The following is a 16,695-nucleotide window of genomic DNA, read 5'->3' as shown; positions in this document are numbered from 1 at the left end:
CGGACCCGCGTCGCGTAGCGTCCGGAGTATGAGCGACCAACCGCTGCAGAACGATGTGCTGGCCGAACTCGGCGACGACCAGATCCAGGAGATCGCCGGAGTACTGGGCACCGATCCGGAATCGGCCCGGAAGCTCGTGGGGACCTCGGTCACCTCGCTGACCGGTGTCCTCACGGACGACGCGGTCACCCCTGGCGGCACCGCGGAACTCAGCCAGGCGCTGGAACAGGCCGCCACCGAACCCGAGCCGCCGGCCGGGGCCGACGGCTTCGCGGGGGTCGGCGGAACGGATTCCGCGGCGGGCGGCGGAATGCTGGTCGCCGTGCTGAGCAAGGTGACGGCGCCGGCCGCGCGAGCCGTGTCGAAGAAGACCGGTCTGCCCGTCGCGGCCGTCGCCGGGGCACTCGAACTCGTCATCCCCGTGGTGGCGACCGTGCTCGCCAAGCGGGCCCGTTCCCAGAGGTGAACCCTCCGGGGTCCCTGACCCGCCCCCAGGCAGACGAAAGGGGTCCGGCGTGAGCCGGACCCCTTTGCGTTTCCCCCCAGTACCCCCGAAGCCCCCCTCGGGCGCATATCACTACCTCAGTTCCCCGAACCCCTCCCGGGAACCTTGATGCCTATAAGACCGACCACCCCCCCGAAGGGTTGTACGCCGAACAGAAGTAATTTGAAGATTCTTCAGAGCACGTGTTCGCGGTACCGGCGGGCGATCTCCGTGACCACTTCGGCGCCGTCCCGCGCCCACAGGGCGGGGTTGAAGATCTCCACCTCAACGGCTCCGCGATACCCGGCCGCGTCCACCTGCTCACGGAATCCGCGCAGGTCGACGCAGCCGTCACCGAGCTGACCCCGACCCAGCAGCACGCCCTCGGGCAGCGGGGTGACCCAGTCCGCGAGCTGGAAGGCCGCGATCCTGCCGGCCGCGCCGGCACGGACGATCTGCGCCGGGACCCGGTCGTCCCACCACAGGTGGTAGGTGTCCACGACGACCCCGACCTGCTCGGCCGGGAAGCGTTCCGCGATGTCCAGCGCCTGGCCGAGCGTGGAGACGACGCAGCGGTCCGACGCGTACATCGGGTGCAGCGGTTCGATCGCCAGGCGTACCGAACGCTCGGCGGCGTACGGAGCCAGCTCGGCCAACGCGTCGGCGACCCGCTCCCGTGCGGCCGCGATATCGCGCTCTCCTGATGGCAGTCCGCCCGAAACCAGCACCAGGGTGCCGGTTTCCAGGACGGCCGCCTCGTCGATCGCGGCCCGGTTGTCGTCCATCGCCGTGCGCCGGGCGACCGGATCACTCGCGGTGAAGAAGCCGCCGCGGCACAAGGACGTCACCTGGAGGCCGGTTTCCCGCATCAGACGGGCGGCGCGCTCGACCCCGTACTCCTGGACGGGCGCGCGCCACAGGCCCACACCGGGTACGCCGAGCTCCGCGCAACCCGCCGCCAGCTCGGGCAGCGACCACTGCTTGACGGTCTCCTGGTTGATGCTCAGCCGCGCCAGATCACCAGCCGCTGCAGCGACGGCGCTCGTGCTTTCGGCTGTCATACGGTCGGCGCTCATGCGGACACGCCGTGGATGGCGAGCAGCTGCCGCATCCGGGCCTCGGCCAGCGCCGGGTCGGGGAACAGGGCGAGACCGTCGGCCAGCTCGTAGGCGCGCGCCAGATGTGGGAGCGAGCGTGCCGACTGCAGGCCGCCCACCATCGTGAAGTGCGCCTGGTGGCCCGCCAGCCAGGCCAGGAACACCACGCCGGTCTTGTAGTAGCGCGTCGGAGCGCCGAACAGATGCCGGGACAGCTCGACGGTCGGGTCGAGAAGCGCCCGGAAGCCCGCCGTGTCGCCGGTGTCCAAGGTGCGCACGGCGCCGGCCGCGAGCGGCGCCAGCGGGTCGAAGATGCCGAGCAGCGCATGGCTGAAGCCCTGCTCGTCGCCCTCGATCAGCTCGGGGTAGTTGAAGTCGTCGCCGGTGTAGCAGCGCACGCCCTTGGGCAGCCGGCGCCGCAGTTCCACCTCGCGACGGGCGTCGAGCAGCGAGACCTTGATCCCGTCGACCTTGTCAGGATGGGCTGCGATGACGTCCAGGAACGTCTCCGTGGCCGCGTCGAGGTCCTCGCTGCCCCAGTACCCGGCCAGCGCGGGGTCGAACATCGGACCCAGCCAGTGCAGAACGACCGGTTCCGCGGACTGGCGCAGCAGGTGGCTGTAGACCTCGACGTAGTCCTCAGGACCCTTGGCCAGGGCCGCCAGTGCGCGGGACGCCATGAGAACGGCCTGCGATCCGGACTCCTCCACGACGGTGAGCTGCTCCTCATAGGCCGCCGTTACCTCGGCGAGCGTCCGGGCAGGCGCGACGAGTTGGTCCGTTCCGACGCCACAGACGATGCGGCCTCCGGCAGCCCGCGCCTCGGCGGAGGAGCGGCGGATCAGTTCGGCCGCGGCCGCCCAGTCCAGACCCATTCCGCGCTGGGCGGTGTCCATCGCCTCGGCGACACCGAGACCCTGCGACCACAGGTGGCGGCGGAAGGCGAGGGTGGCGTCCCAGTCGATGGCCGCCGGCTCGTCGGGGGCGCTGCGCCAGGGGTCGGCGACGACATGCGCGGCCGAGTAGACGACACGGCTGCGCAGTTCAGCACCCAGGATGTGGACAACGGGCTCGGTACGCGGCACATAGGAGCGCAGTTCGCCGGTGGCGCCGGGAAGCTCGATGGTCGCCGGGCCGCTCACAGGGACAGCTCCGGGACGTCGAAGCGCCGGCCCTCGGCGGACGATTTCAGACCCAGTTCGGCGAGCTGGACACCGCGCGCGCCGGCCAGCAGGTCCCACTGCCACGGCTCGTCGAGCACGACATGCCGCAGGAAGAGCTCCCACTGGCTCTTGAAGCCGTTGGTGAACTCGCCGTTGTCCGGGACCGGCTGCCACTGGTCGCGGAACGGCTCGGTGACCGGGAGGTCCGGGTTCCAGACCGGCTTCGGGGTGGCCGAGCGGTGCTGCACGCGGCAGTCCCGCAAGCCCGCCACGGCCGAGCCGTGCGTGCCGTCGACCTGGAACTCCACCAGTTCGTCGCGGTTGACGCGCACCGTCCAGGAGGAGTTGATCTGGGCGATGGCGCCGCCGTCGAGTTCGAAGATGCCGTACGCGGCGTCGTCGGCGGTCGCGTCGTACGGCTTGCCGTCCTCGTCCCAGCGGCGCGGGATGTGGGTGGCGGTCAGCGCCTGGACGGTTCGGACCCGTCCGAACAGCTCGTGGAGCACGTACTCCCAGTGCGGGAACATGTCGACGACGATGCCGCCGCCGTCCTGGGAACGGTAGTTCCAGGAGGGCCGCTGGGCGCTCTGCCAGTCGCCCTCGAAGACCCAGTAGCCGAACTCGCCGCGGATGGACAGGATCTGCCCGAAGAAGCCGCCGTCGACGAGCCGCTTGAGCTTGAGCAGGCCGGGGAGGAAGAGCTTGTCCTGGACCACGCCGTGCTTGACGCCGGCGGCGGTGGCGAGCCTGGCCAGCTCCAGGGCGCTGTCGAGGGAGGTCGCGGTGGGCTTCTCGCAGTAGATGTGCTTTCCGGCGGCGACGGCCTTGCGCACCGACTCCTCGCGGGCCGAGGTGACCTGGGCGTCGAAGTAGATCTCGACGGTCGGGTCGGCCAGGACGGCGTCGAGATCGGTGGAGATGTGCTCCAGACCGTGCCGGTCCGCCATCGCCCGCAGCGCGTGCTCCCGGCGGCCGACGAGTACCGGCTCGGGCCACAGCGTCGTGCCGTCACCGAGGTCGAGCCCGCCCTGCTCGCGCAGGCTCAGGATCGAGCGGACGAGGTGCTGGCGGTAGCCCATGCGGCCCGTGACGCCGTTCATGGCGATCCGCACTGTCCTGCGTGTCACGTTGGGTCCTCCCCTTCGGCCGCTACCGCCCGTCAAGCGATAGCAAGCGCTTTCTTCTCTGGCACGCTAGCCGGAAGCGGGCCGATCCGACAAGGTGAGAACATGTCCGGCAACGGGCGGTGGGATCCCGGGACGGCCAGCAGGAGGTACGGACGCAGATGGCAGTGACCCTCGCCGATGTCGCGGCGCGCGCCGGGGTGTCGTCCGCGACCGTCTCGCGCGTCCTCAATGGCAACTACCCGGTCGCGGGCAGCACGCGCGAACGCGTGCAGCGGGCCGTCGAAGACCTGGACTACGTGGTCAACGGGCAGGCCAGGGGGCTCGCGGCCGCCACCTCCGACCTGGTCGGGGTGCTCGTCAACGACGTCGCGGACCCGTTCTTCGGACTGATCGCGAGCGCCGTCCAGGCAGAGATCAGCGACTCGTCCGCGCCCGGCGGCGGCAAGCTCGCGGTGGTCTGCAACACCGGCGGCTCCCCCGAGGCCGAACTCACGTACCTCACCTTGCTGGAACGCCAGCGCGCGGCCGGAGTGGTGATCACCGGCGGCGCGGTCGAGGGCGCCGAGCACAGTGCGGCGGTCGCCGCACGGCTCGCCCGGCTCGCGGAGTCCGGCACGCGGATCGTGCTCTGCGGACGGCCTCCACTGGACCAGCCGGCCACGGAGATCCCCGTCGCGACCGTCGCGTTCGACAACCGGGGCGGCGCGCGGCGGCTCACCGAGCACCTGCTCTCCCTGGGTCACCGCCGGATCGGGTACGTCGCGGGCCCCGCCGACCGCACCACCACCCGGCACCGGCTGGAGGGCCACCGGGCCGCTCTGGTCGACCACGGCCTGCCGTCCGCCGGTGCCGCCGTCGACCGGCTCACGGTGCACGGCTCGTACGACCGCTCCTCCGGCTACGACGCGGCGCTGGAACTCCTGCGCAGGGAACCCGCGCTGACCGCCGTCATCGCCGCCAACGACACGGTCGCGCTCGGTGTGTGCGCGGCAGTCCGCGACCAGGGGCTCAGCATTCCGGACGACGTCTCGGTGGCGGGGTTCGACGATCTCCCGTTCAGCGTGGACACCGCGCCGGCCCTGACGACGGTCCGCATTCCGTTGCAGGAGGCGGGCGCCCGCGCCGGGCGCCTCGTCATGGGTCGCCAGGCGCCACCGCCGGGCGGTCTCGCGACGATCCGCACGGAGCTGATGGTGCGGGCCTCCACCGCACGGCCGCGGGCCGGTTCCGTGTGAGCTGACTGCCGCGGCGCCCAGGGGCGCTCGGAAGGTTGTCTGTAGGGGCGTCGCGTGGACCACCGCGGGGGCGTTCGGAAGTTATCCACAGGCCTTTTCGCGGTGTCGCCACGGGCTTACCTTTGACTCAGGCAAAGGAATTCCAAGGGTGAATATCGAGGTGCTCCCATGGCCGTGCAAGAGATCCGCGCCTTCAACCGCTTCTACACCAACCTCATCGGCGCGCTGGACTACAGCCGCCATCTGCATACTCCGTACACGCTGACCGAAGCGCGGGTGCTGTACGAGCTGGCGCACTCCCGCCGGACCGACGCCGCCGACCTCCGGGTGGAACTCTCTCTCGACGCCGGCCATTTGAGCCGCATGCTGTCGAAGTTCGAACAGAACCGGCTGGTCACCCGCGCGCCGTCCGAGCAGGACGCCCGGCGGCAGCGCATAGAGCTGACCCCGCAGGGCCGGGAGGCGGCCACTCTGCTGGAGGAACGGGCGGAGGAAGCGGTCGGTTCGCTGCTGAGCGAGGTGCCTGAAAAGGACCGCCCGCGGCTTGCCGAGGCCATGCGTACGGTCCGGGAGATACTGCACGACGAGCGTCAGCCGACTCCGGCCCGGATCGAGCTGCGCGGGCCAAAGCCCGGCGACTTGGGATGGGTGATCCAGCGCAACGCGGCGGTGTACGCGGCCGAGTTCGGCTGGAACAGCGAGTACGAAGCGCTGGTGGCAAGGATCGTGGCGGACTTCGCCGCAGATCCGGATCCTCGACGCGAAGCGCTGTGGATGGCGGAGCTGGACGGTGTGCCGGCCGGTTGTGTGTTCTGCGTCCGCGATGAGGTGCCCGACGTTGCCCGACTGCGGTTGCTCCTGGTCGAGCCGGGTGCACGCGGCCATCGCATAGGCGACCGGCTGGTGGAGAGGTGCATATCCTTCGCCCGCGACGCCGGATACCGCGAGCTGGTGCTGTGGACGAACGACGTGTTGGGCGCGGCCCGGAAGGTCTACCAGCGGGCCGGCTTCGAGCTCGTCGCGGAGAAGCCGCATCACAGCTTCGGCAAGGACCTCGTGGGACAGGACTGGCGTCTGGTGCTGTAGAGAAGAACGTCCCGTTGCGGCCAAATGGGTGGTGGACAGCGCCGGGTTCTGTGCGGTGGGCAAGGATCCGCGCGCGATACCGGAGGCAAGGCCGTACGACCAGCTGGTGCGGAGTTCCGGGGCCGGCTCGCGGCGGCGCGCGACAGGGGCGTCGTCGGAGGTTGACCCTGCCCGGCGCGGTGCCTAGTGTCCGGCGGATGAAGCTCGCGTTCTCCACACTCGGTGTCCCCGCACTCCCCATCGAGCAGGTCGTCCGCCTCGCCGCTGAGCATGGTTTCCACGGCGTGGAGATCCGGGCCAACGCCGAGGAACCCGTCCATACGGGCCTGTCAGCAGCGGAACGGAACGCGGTCGTGGCCGAGTTCGAGAAGTCGGGGGTGGAGATCCTGACGGTGGCGGCCTACACCAAGGTCGCCGCGCCGGGTGACGACGAGCCGGTGCTGACGGATCTGCGGGCCAACATGGCGCTCGCTTCCGATCTGGGGGCCCCGTTCGTACGGGTCTTCCCCGGCGGCGGGGAGCTGCCGGCGGATGAGGCCGACATGTACGCCGCACGGCGTCTGGCGGCGGTCGCCCCGGACGCCGTCCGCCTCGGGGTGAAGGTGCTGCTCGAGACGCACGACTCGCACCGGACCGGAGCGGACGCGGCCCGGGTCCTGGGACTGGTCGGGCACGGCAGCGTGGGCGCGATCTGGGATGTGATGCACACCTGGCGCGGTGGTGAGCAGCCGTCCGAGACCTACCCCGTGCTCGCCCCGTACCTGGGGTACGTGCAGGTCAAGGACATCGCTTCGGCCGAGGACACCACCCCGCTGCCGTTGGGGGAGGGTGTGCTGCCGCTGGCCGAGACCGTGGAGGTGCTAAGCCGGGAGGACTGGGACGGCTGGCTGTGCTGGGAGTACGAGAAGCGCTGGTACCCGCAGGTGGCGGAGCTTCCGGAGCTGCTCTCACCGGCCCGGCAGCATCTGTCCCGGCTGCTCGCCAACTCGGCGTAACGCCGTGGCCGGCACACGCCGGCCACCCACCGGTCGCCGGGCCGGTGCCCGCGGGAGCCTCGCGCACCGGCGGGAGTCTCCGGGACTTTCGGGAGTCTCGGGGGCTTTCGGCCAAACAGCGCATCCCACGCTGCCCGGCGACCTCGAAGAACACAACGATGGAGCCATGTTCAGCCACCGCACGGAACCGGTCGTGGAATCCGCCCGTCCAAGCCACATGCTGCTGATAAAGCTCCGTAGAGCCGTGTCGGTCGCGGTGCTGGCCGCGTCGCTGACAGCCCTGTCCACCGCCTGCGGCCAGGACCGGCCAGCCACCGGTGCGTCGCCTTCCGACAGTGCCGGGGGCGACCACAGCCCCTCCACCTCGGCAACGGGGGTTCCGCCGTCGACCGGTGGTTCTCCGTCGGGCACTGCGTCGTCCGGCGGGTCCACGCCCGTCCCCATCAAGCCGGGGGCCCACGGGATCGAGTCCCGGGTCGTGTACCTCTCCACCACGTTGCACAGGCCGCCGGCGGTCCACTCGGTGGTGAACAGCGAGCTCGAGCTGTCCCGCTTCCCGAGCTGGTTCGCGGGGTCCGACCCGGCGGCGGCCCGCGAGATCGCCCAGCTGACCCAGAAGACGGACTTCTCGCGCAATGTGCTGGTGGGCTGGGTGGAGACCACCGGCTGCAGCCAGGCCACCGCGGCCGCGCTGTTCGTCAGCGGCGACCAGCTGACTCTCGGAGTCAGCCAGCCCAAGCCCCCGCCGGAGTGCGTGGTCGCCTACCGGGTCGCGGTGGTCTTCGAGGTGCCGCGCGACCGCATGCCGAAGCACCCGGTGTTCGGGGCCGGGCGCGAGGCGGCCACCGCGCCCAGCCCCGGCACGACGGTGGCGTTCACACATCTCGATGCCGTGACCGACCAGGGCCAGGGGGCCAAGGGTTCGGAAGTGACCCAGCCCGCCCAGCTGAAGGCCTATCTGGCGGGTCTGCCCGGCGCCGGCGCCTCGGCGGTACGCGGGCAGTTGGCCGCACATCCGCCGAAGAGCGGTGAGCGGCGCTTCGGCTTCTGGCTGTCCGGCTGCCGGCCCGCCGGCGCCGCGCTCCTCATCACTCCCGAGGGGCAGGTGTCGGCGTCCCCGACCGGCGGCGAGAACATCCGCTGCATCCGGCCCGAGTACTACGCGGCAGTGCTGGCCGTCCCGGTGAATCTGCTGCCGGCTCGTGTCACAGCCATTGACTGACGAAAATTTTCCGGCTATCCGTTTCAACTGAAGGAATCTTTCAGCGTGCTCATCTCCTCCAGCCGGAAGGAGTTCGACATGCACCACCAGCCATCCCGCCGCACCGTTCTCACCACCGCATTCGCCACCGCCGTCACGGCGGGAGCATTCGCCGCCGGTGTCCCGGCGGCCCAGGCCGCCACCCCGGACCGTAGGCTCATCCGCGCGATCATCGCGCGGATGAGCCGCGAGGAGAAGGTCGGCCAGCTCTTCGTGATGCGGGTCTACGGCCACTCAGCCACCGCCCCAGATCCGGCCGACGTCGCGTCCAACCAGAGCGAGATGGGCGTCTCCAACGCCGCCGAACTGATCGCCAAGTACCACCTCGGCGGCATCATCTACTTCACCTGGGCCCACAACACCCGGGAACCGCACCAGATCGCCAACCTCTCCAACGGCATCCAGCGCGCCGCTCTGGCTCATAGGGCTCCCGTTCCGCTGCTGATCTCCACCGACCAGGAGCAGGGCGCGGTCGCCCGGATCGGCTCCCCCGCCACCCTCTTCCCCGGCGGGATGGCGCTGGGCGCCGACGGAGATCCGCACGATGCCCGCGCCGCGGCGCATGTCATCGGCACCGAGCTCGGCGCCATGGGCGTCAACCAGAACTTCTCTCCGGTCTCCGACGTGAACATCAATCCGGCCAACCCCGTAATCGGTGTACGGTCCTTCGGCGCCGATCCGCAGGCCGTCGCCGCGCTGGCGGCGGCCCAGGTCAGGGGGTACCAGGGGGCCGGCATCGCCTCCACCGCCAAGCACTTCCCCGGCCACGGCGACACCGGAACCGACAGCCACTTCGAGCTGCCGATCATCACGCACTCGCTGGACGAGTGGCGGCGGATCGACGCCCCGCCGTTCCGTGCCGCGATCGCCGCGGGGATCGACTCGATCATGACGGCCCACATCCTGGTCCCCGCGCTCGACGACTCCGGGGACCCCGCCACCCTCTCCCGCCCCATCCTCACCGGGATCCTCCGGGAGGAACTCGGCTACGACGGCGTCGTCATCACCGATTCGCTCGGCATGGCCGGTGTGCGGCAGAAGTACGGCGACGACCGGGTGCCGGTGCTCGCCCTCAAGGCCGGCGCCGACCAGTTACTGAACCCGCCGCTTCTCGATGTCGCCTGGAACGCGGTGCTCGCCGCGGTGACATCCGGGGAGATCACCGAGGAGCGGATCGACGAATCCCTCGTCCGGATTCTGGAACTCAAAGCCCGCAAGGGCCTGTTCCGCAATCCGTATGTCACGCATCAGGGCGTCGACCGGGCCGTCGGCATCCGTGCCCATCTCGCCACCGCCGACCGGATCACCGACCGTACCGTCACCCTGCTCACCAACCCGGCCCGGTTCCTGCCCCTGCCGCGTCGCTCCCACCGGAATCTGCTCGTGGTCGGTGCGGATCCGGCAGCGCCGTCCGGCACCGGTGGCCCGCCGACCTCCGTACTCGCCAAGTCGCTGACCGATCTCGGCCACGCCGCGCAAGCGCTGCCCACCGGTTCCGCGCCCGGCCGGGCCGAGATCGACCAGGCTGTCGCGGCCGCCCAGGGCAAGGACGGTGTCGTCGTCGGCACGTACAACGTGACGGCGGCTTCGACCGGGCAGATCGCCCTGGTCGAGGCGCTGGTGGCCACCGGTGTGCCGGTCGTCCAGATCGCCATCCGCAATCCGTACGACATCGCGTGGCTCAACGGCGTCGCGGCCGGGCTGGCCGTGTACGGATGGACCGATGTGTCGATGCGCGCGGTGGCCCGGGTCATCGCCGGCAGGGCGGCTCCGACGGGCCGGCTCCCGGTCGCGGTGCCGCGCGCGGACGATCCGGCAAAGGCGCTCTATCCGATCGGACACGGGCTGAAATACCGGTAGTCGAAGCAGACAGGGAACACGTCGAGTCAGGGGTCGGCTCATCCCGGAACCGGCAGGGCCTCCCGCCCGCCGGTTCCACCCCCTACCCTGACTTATGGTGCATGTTGCTCGGGGGAAGCCTAGGGGGGCCATCATGCGCGGATACGGCCTTTTGGGATCGTTTCTGCACACCGCGGTGGCAACGGCCGCCGTCCTGCTCGCGGTCGCCCTCCTCACCGCGCTCGCGGCCTGTACACCGTTCCGCGGGGCGGCGGGCGGCAGTGCCGGGCCGGGTTCGGGCACCCCTTCACCGACCCTGACGTCCGCGGCCACCGATGCGGCGTTCCTCGCGCAGGGCGCGTGCGCACAGAGCGATCCGCTGGGTTCGTACCGGGAGGTGGCGTGCTCGGATCCGAACGCCATCGCCCAGGTCACGGTCCGGTTCTACGGGCCGCTGTCGGATGCGTCGTCGCCGACGAGTCAGACGCCCTCGACAACCCCGGCGGCACGGGCGGGGAACGCGTGTCCGGAGACGACGGACTTCGTCCTGTCCATGCCGTCCGGCCGGTCGCCGGGCTACGCCTGCATGCGTAAGCGCGACGGCCCGCACCCCGGTGACCCGGGGGCGGGCGGTGGTCCGCGCACCATCGTCGGCGACTGCGTCTACACCGCGGGTGCCGTTCAGGTGAAGGAGACGGCCTGCGACGGTTCCAGCCGGAACAAGCCCGGGTACCGGGTGGATTCGATCGCGCCCGATCGCGCGCGCTGCCCGCCGGGAACGGGGCTGTTCGTGAGCGTCGGGCCGGCGGGCGTCGGGTGTGGCCGCCGGCTGTGAACCGCTGCTACTCGGTCCAACGTCCGGTTCCCCAGGTCACGTAGGTGATCCCGGAGCCATGTCCGGCCCCGGCCCCGGGATCACCTACGTACGCGCCCTACAGCGGGTGGCGTTCCATGACGTCGTTCGGTACGTCGAGCTTCGCGTCGAACGACGGGGCGAGTGTCGTGGCCGGGGTGACGCCCGCCCACTTCAGCACCTCGGCGGTCGCCTTGGCGTTGTCCGCGGGCTTGAGCGCGGCGATGTTCGCGCCGTGGTTCGCGCCGGGCGCCCACATCACGAAGGAGTCCTTCGCGCCCTTCCCGAGACGGAACGGTTCTGCACCCCACGGGTCATTCGTGCCGTACACGAACAGCATCCGCTGCGCGTGGTGCTGCACCCAGTTGTCCACGTCGGGCATCGCCTGCGGGTTGAACGTCATCGGGATGGCCCGGGGCACGTACGAGCGAGGCTGGTAGATGCCCGGGTAGCGCAGCAGCCCCTTGAGGTGCGGGGTCGCGAAGGTGGGCGCGCCGAGCTGGGTGCCGGCCTGGTAGTAGTACGGCGTGTAGTACGCCAGGCCCTGGTCGGTGTAGAAGTCGAAGCCGGAGATGGTGTCGATGAAGGTGTACAGCTCATCGGTGGTCGCGGTCGGCTTGGGGACGGTCGGGCACTCCGACTCCAGGTGGTACTGCCAGAACGCCCACACCAGGTCCAGGACGACGTTCTCGTACGCCTCGTCGGCGCTGCCCACCGTGGTGAAGGTCAGAGCGTTGTCGTCGGCGTACTTCTGGTAGCGGGCGACGATCTCGTCCCGGCGTACCAGCGCTTCGCGCTGTACGGAGTTGAGCGCGGCGCGGCAGTCGGCGTTGCCGACGGTCTTGAAGAACTCCGTGTAGGCCGAGTCCTCCTTGTTGACCACGTCATTGGGCGCGACGTAGGCGACCGTCCCGTCCATGTCGTGCGGGTAGAAGCGGCGGAAGTAGGTGGCGGTCATACCGCCCTTACTGCCGCCGGTGTCGATCCAGTTGCGGTGGTAGATCCGGTCCAGCGCCTGGAAGATCCGGTGCTGGTCGCTGGCCGCCTGCCAGATGTCGAGCTTGGACCAGTCGGCCGGCTCGGCGGGGCGGGACGGCGTGAAGAACCGGTACTCCATGGAGACCTGGTTGCCGTCGATGAGCCGGGTCGGCTCCGACCGGCTCGGGTTGGTGGAGAGCCCGTAGCCGGAGGTGAAGAAGACCGTCGGGCGGTCGGTCGCCTTGTGGAGCACCGTCAGCCGCTGCTGGAAGGTGCCCTTCCAGGGGCGGAGGTGGTCGATCGGCTGGGTGTAGTTGAGGACGAAGTACCGGTAGCCGGTGACCGGCTTCTCCTCGATGAGGGTCATCCCGGGTATCGCCAGGATGCGGTCCTTGATGTCCGCACTCGCCGAATCCGCGGCGGCGCTGTTCACGCCTGCCGCGTTCGCGCTGTCCGGACGGTCGGCGGCGGTGGCCGTCCCCGTCGCACCGGCCCCGACCGCACCGGTCGCGCCGACGAGCAGCATCAGTGACAGCAGCCATCTGAGCGCCTTACGCATGCACCCTCCCCTGGGTTCACGAACGTCTCCGCGAACCTAGGGGAGCAACGGTCTTACCACCAGAGGGCGTTGAGGCAGTGAAATATCAGGCTGCGGCCGGTACTTCGCCGACGAATGTGCGCCACAACCGGGCGTATCGCTCATCCGCGGCGAGCAGCTCGTCGTGCGTGCCGTCCTCGATGACGCGGCCGTGGTCGAGCACGACCACGCGGTCGGCGCGTGAGGCCGTGGTCAGCCGGTGCGCGACCACCAGAGTCGTGCGCCGCACTGCCAGCCGGTCGGCGGCCTGGTTGACCAGACCTTCGGTGGCGAGGTCGAGCGCCGCCGTCGCCTCGTCCAACAGCAGGATGTCGGGATCGACGAGCTCAGCGCGGGCCAGGGCGATCAACTGCCGTTGCCCGGCGGACAGGTTGCGGCCGCGCTCGCTGACCTGGTGCAGATAGCCGCCGTCGAGCGTCGCGATCATCTCGTGCGCGCCGACCGACCGCGCCGCCGCCTCGACCTCGGCGTCGGTCGCGTCCATCCGCCCGTACGCGATGGAGTCGCGCACCGTTCCGGCGAACAGGTACGGCTCCTGCGGGACGACGCCCAGCCGCTGCCGGTAGGCCGTCATGTCCAGTTCGCGGATGTCGGTGCCGTCGACGAGGACACCGCCGTCGGTCGGGTCGTAGAACCGGGCGACCAGCTTGACCAGCGTGGATTTGCCCGCACCCGTCTCGCCGACGAAGGCGACCGTCTGCCCGGCGGGGATGCGCAGGTCCACGCCGCTCAGCGCCTCGGCCCCGTCGCCGTACCGGAAGTGCACGTCCTTGAACGTGATCTCGCCGCGCAGGGACGGGACGGCTTGCGGGCGGGCCGCGGCCGGGGTGGTGCTAGGTACCCGCAGCAGTTCGCGGATCCGGCCCAGCGACACCGACGCCTGCTGGTAGCCGTCGAAGACCTGCGACAACTGCTGCACGGGTGCGAAGAACAGGTCGATGTAGAGCAGGTACGCGACGAGCGCGCCCGCGGTCAGCGTGCCCGCACCGACCCGATGAGCTCCGACGATCAACACCAGCGCGGCCGCGCCGCTGGACAGCAGCTGCACGAACGGGAAGTACACCGAGATCAGGAACTGGCCGCGCACCCGGGCCTCGCGGTACGCGCTGCTGCGCTCCGCGAATCGGACGGCGCCGCCGCGCTCGCGGCGGAACGCCTGCACGATACGGAGCCCGGCGACGTTCTCCTGCAGGTCCGCGTTGACGACGCCGACGCGCTCACGGGCCAGTTCGTAGGCCCGGACGGACTTTCGGCGGAAGACCCAGGTGGCCAGGACGAGCGGTGGGAGCGTCGCGAAGACCAGCAGGGCCAGCTGTACGTCCAGGGCGAGCAGCGCGACCAGGATGCCGAAGAAGGTGAGGACGCTGACCAGGGCCGTGACCAGTCCGGTCTGCAGGAATGTCGACAGAGCGTCGACGTCCGTGGTCATCCGCGTCATGATCCGGCCGGTCAGCTCGCGCTCGTAGTAGTCGAGCCCGAGCCGGTGCAGATGCGAGAAGATCTTCACCCGCAGCGTGTAGAGGACGCGTTCGCCGGTCCTGCCGGTCAGCCGCGCCGAACCCCATTGCGCGGCCCACTGCACGACGACGATCGCCAGACCGGCGGCCGAGGCCGCCCAGACCGCGCCGAGCGCGGCCTCCCTGACGCCGGAGTCGATGCCGTGCCTGATCAGCACGGGCAGCATCAGCCCGGCTATGGCGTCCGCCGCCACCAGCAGCAGGCTGAGCAGCAGCGGAGTGCGGAAGCCGCGCAGCAGGCTGCGCAGGCCGAATTCGGGGTCGACTGTGCGGGCTCGCGCCTCGTCCACCTCGGGGGTGTCGGTGGCGGGTGGCAGCGCGGCCACCTTCGCGAGCAGCTCGGGCGAGGCGGGCATGCCGGCCATCGCGGCGGCCATGCCGGCGGGTCCACCTTGCGCCGGGGCGATGGGGGCCGGGGCGGCGCCGTTCTGCCGTGCCTTGCCCGCCGCCGGTCCGTCCGCCCCGTGCGGTTCCCTGAGCCACAGGGCGGCCGTCACTCCGTCGGACACCTTGGTTCCGTTGATCCTTTCGGACTCGTGGGACCCGTCGAACCGGTCGGACCCGTGGGACCCGTCGGATCCAGCTGCGGTGGCGGTCCGCTCCGCCAGTCCGGTCGCGGCGCCCTCGCCCGACCAGGCGGCTGCGAGCACGCCGGCCGGGTCGGCGGTGACGACGTCCGCGCCGAGCGCGTCCGGGTCGGTCAGCAGCTTGCGGAAGAGCGCGGAGCGCCCCTCCAGCTCGTCATGGGTGCCGATGTCCGCCAGGCGGCCGTTCTCCAGCACCGCGATGCGGTCGGCGAGGGCCAGTGTCGAGCGGCGGTGGGCGATGAGCAGCGTCGTCCGGCCCGTCACGACCTCGCGCAGCGCGTCGAAGATCTCCGCCTCGACCTGGGCGTCGACCGCCGAGGTCGCGTCGTCCAGGAGCAGCAGCCGCGGGTCGGTCAGGATCGCGCGGGCAAGGGCGACGCGCTGGCGCTGACCGCCGGACAGGGTCAGGCCCTGCTCGCCGACCACGGTGTCGTAGCCCTCGGGGAGCGCTTCGATGAACTCGTGGGCCTGGGCGGCGCGGGTCGCGGCCAGCACCTGCTCGTCGGTGGCGTCCGGGTGCCCGTAGGCGATGTTGGAGCGCACGGTGTCGGAGAACAGGAAGCTGTCCTCGGGCACCATGCCGATCGCGCCACGCAGCGAATCGAAGGTGAGGTCGCGGACGTCCTCGCCGCCGATCCGCACCGCGCCGCCGGTGGCGTCGTAGAAGCGGGGCAGCAGCAGCGAGACGGTGGACTTGCCGGAGCCGGAGGCGCCGACGACGGCGACGGTCTCACCCGGCTCGACGCGCAGCGAGAAGTCGGCCAGCACCGGCCGCTCGGGGTCGTAGCCGAAGGTGACGTGGTCGAACTCGACGGTGGCCGCACCCTCGGGCAGCGTCCTGGTGCCCTCCTCCAGCGTCGGCTCGGTGTCGATCAGTTCCAGGACGCGCTCGACGCCGGCCCGTGCCTGCTGCCCGACGGTCAGCATCATGGTCAGCATCCGCACCGGTCCGGTGAGCTGCGCGAGGTACGTGGAGAACGCGACGAACGTGCCGAGCGTGATCTGCCCGCGGGTCGCCATCCAGCCACCGAGCGCCAACATGCCCACCTGGCCGATCGAGGGCACGGCCTGCAGGGCCGGGCTGTAGCGCGCGTTCAGCCGGATCGTGCGGAGCCGGCCGGCGAACAGCTTCTTGCTGACGCCCTCCAGCTTGTCCATCTCCTGCTGCTCCTGGCCGAAGCCCTTCACGACGCGGACGCCGGTGACGGATCCGTCGACGATGCCGGCGACGGCCGCGGCCTGCCCCTGGGCGTACCAGGTGGCGGGGAAGAGCTTCTTGCGACTGCGGTCGGCGATGAACCACAGGGCGGGGGCGACGGCCAGCGCGACGAGGGTGAGGAGCGGGGAGAGGGTGAGCATGACGATCAGGGAGAGCACGAACAGCAGCACGTTGCCGATCATCATCGGCAGCATGAAGAGCAGGCCCTGAATGAGCTGCAGGTCGCTGGTGGCCCGGCCGACCACCTGGCCGGTGTCCAGCTCGTCCTGCCGCCGGCCGTCCAGCCTGGTCAGCGAGCGGAACATGTCGCTGCGCAGATCGTGCTGCACATCGAGGGCGAGCCGGCCGCCGTAGAAGCGCCGCACATACGTCAGGACGTAGACGGCGACAGCGGCGACCACCAGGACGATCGCCCAGGGCAGCAGCGGACGGTCGTGCGCGAGCACCACATCGTCGATGATCAGCTTCGGCACCAGCGGCACGAGCGCGGTGACGGCCATCCCGCCCAGCGACGCGCCCAACGCCAGCAGCACATTGCGACGGTACTGCCAGCAATAGCCGACCAACCGCCGCAACCAGCCCTGCTCCGGCTCAACCTTCGCCGATGTCACCCGGGTCCTCCCACTGATCCACGACTACCCGACGCTGCAACGCGT

12 protein-coding genes are annotated in these 16,695 nt (G+C 70.6%); 7 read left to right on the top strand and 5 right to left on the bottom strand.

All coding sequences use genetic code 11. The features are described 5' to 3' along the window. The first annotated feature begins 28 nt into the window (after positions 1–28). The gene (locus tag AC07DC_RS12480) at positions 29–466 is read left to right on the top strand and encodes a DUF937 domain-containing protein (RefSeq protein WP_478914340.1); all 438 of its coding nucleotides are present in this window, start codon (positions 29–31) and stop codon (positions 464–466) included. 212 nt (positions 467–678) lie between these two features. Here the strand turns inward: AC07DC_RS12480 and AC07DC_RS12475 are convergent, their stop codons facing one another. The 3 genes from AC07DC_RS12475 to AC07DC_RS12465 are packed head-to-tail and all read right to left on the bottom strand — an operon-like array spanning position 679 to position 3,871. Beyond that, positions 679–1,545, bottom strand: a complete 867-nt coding sequence (locus tag AC07DC_RS12475) for a sugar phosphate isomerase/epimerase family protein (RefSeq protein WP_478914339.1) — start codon at positions 1,543–1,545, stop codon at positions 679–681. 11 nt (positions 1,546–1,556) lie between these two features. Beyond that, positions 1,557–2,723 (bottom strand): dihydrodipicolinate synthase family protein, encoded by a 1,167-nt coding sequence (locus AC07DC_RS12470; RefSeq protein ID WP_478914338.1) that lies wholly within the window; start codon positions 2,721–2,723, stop codon positions 1,557–1,559. Continuing rightward, the gene (locus tag AC07DC_RS12465) at positions 2,720–3,871 is read right to left on the bottom strand and encodes a Gfo/Idh/MocA family protein (protein WP_478914337.1); all 1,152 of its coding nucleotides are present in this window, start codon (positions 3,869–3,871) and stop codon (positions 2,720–2,722) included. Before AC07DC_RS12465 ends, AC07DC_RS12470 begins: the two co-directional genes overlap by 4 nt. A gap of 158 nt (positions 3,872–4,029) precedes the next feature. On the opposite strand from AC07DC_RS12465, the gene AC07DC_RS12460 reads away from it, so the two are divergent. The 6 genes from AC07DC_RS12460 (at position 4,030) to AC07DC_RS12435 (ending at position 11,122) form a co-directional block, all read left to right on the top strand. Next, positions 4,030–5,106, top strand: coding sequence for a LacI family DNA-binding transcriptional regulator (locus tag AC07DC_RS12460; protein ID WP_478914336.1), 1,077 nt, complete (start codon positions 4,030–4,032; stop codon positions 5,104–5,106). 168 nt (positions 5,107–5,274) lie between these two features. Further along, positions 5,275–6,192: a bifunctional helix-turn-helix transcriptional regulator/GNAT family N-acetyltransferase gene (locus AC07DC_RS12455; RefSeq protein WP_478914335.1), complete on the top strand. Its 918-nt coding sequence runs from the start codon at positions 5,275–5,277 to the stop codon at positions 6,190–6,192. A gap of 197 nt (positions 6,193–6,389) precedes the next feature. After that, the gene (locus AC07DC_RS12450; RefSeq protein WP_478914334.1) at positions 6,390–7,187 is read left to right on the top strand and encodes a sugar phosphate isomerase/epimerase family protein; all 798 of its coding nucleotides are present in this window, start codon (positions 6,390–6,392) and stop codon (positions 7,185–7,187) included. Positions 7,188–7,353: 166 nt separating this feature from the next. After that, entirely contained in the window at positions 7,354–8,409 is a 1,056-nt protein-coding gene (locus AC07DC_RS12445) for a hypothetical protein (RefSeq protein ID WP_478914333.1), read from the top strand. A gap of 78 nt (positions 8,410–8,487) precedes the next feature. Continuing rightward, positions 8,488–10,308: a glycoside hydrolase family 3 protein gene (locus AC07DC_RS12440; RefSeq protein ID WP_478914332.1), complete on the top strand. Its 1,821-nt coding sequence runs from the start codon at positions 8,488–8,490 to the stop codon at positions 10,306–10,308. A 133-nt stretch (positions 10,309–10,441) separates the two neighbouring features. Continuing rightward, positions 10,442–11,122 carry a hypothetical protein gene (locus AC07DC_RS12435; RefSeq protein ID WP_478914331.1) on the top strand — a complete coding sequence of 227 codons (681 nt, stop codon included), beginning with the start codon at positions 10,442–10,444 and terminating at the stop codon, positions 11,120–11,122. Between the two features lie 97 nt (positions 11,123–11,219). On the opposite strand, the gene AC07DC_RS12430 is transcribed toward AC07DC_RS12435, so the two are convergent. Both AC07DC_RS12430 and AC07DC_RS12425 read right to left on the bottom strand, forming a co-directional pair. Further along, positions 11,220–12,677 carry a S28 family serine protease gene (locus AC07DC_RS12430; protein ID WP_478914330.1) on the bottom strand — a complete coding sequence of 486 codons (1,458 nt, stop codon included), beginning with the start codon at positions 12,675–12,677 and terminating at the stop codon, positions 11,220–11,222. Between the two features lie 85 nt (positions 12,678–12,762). Continuing rightward, complete coding sequence (locus AC07DC_RS12425) at positions 12,763–16,650, bottom strand: ABC transporter ATP-binding protein (protein WP_478914329.1); 3,888 nt, start codon at positions 16,648–16,650, stop codon at positions 12,763–12,765. Positions 16,651–16,695: the final 45 nt, after the last annotated feature.

This window comes from Streptomyces sp. NPDC045021, from assembly GCF_056432645.1.
Note: the sequence above shows the minus strand (reverse complement) of the source record. Positions and strands in the feature narration are given on the sequence as shown.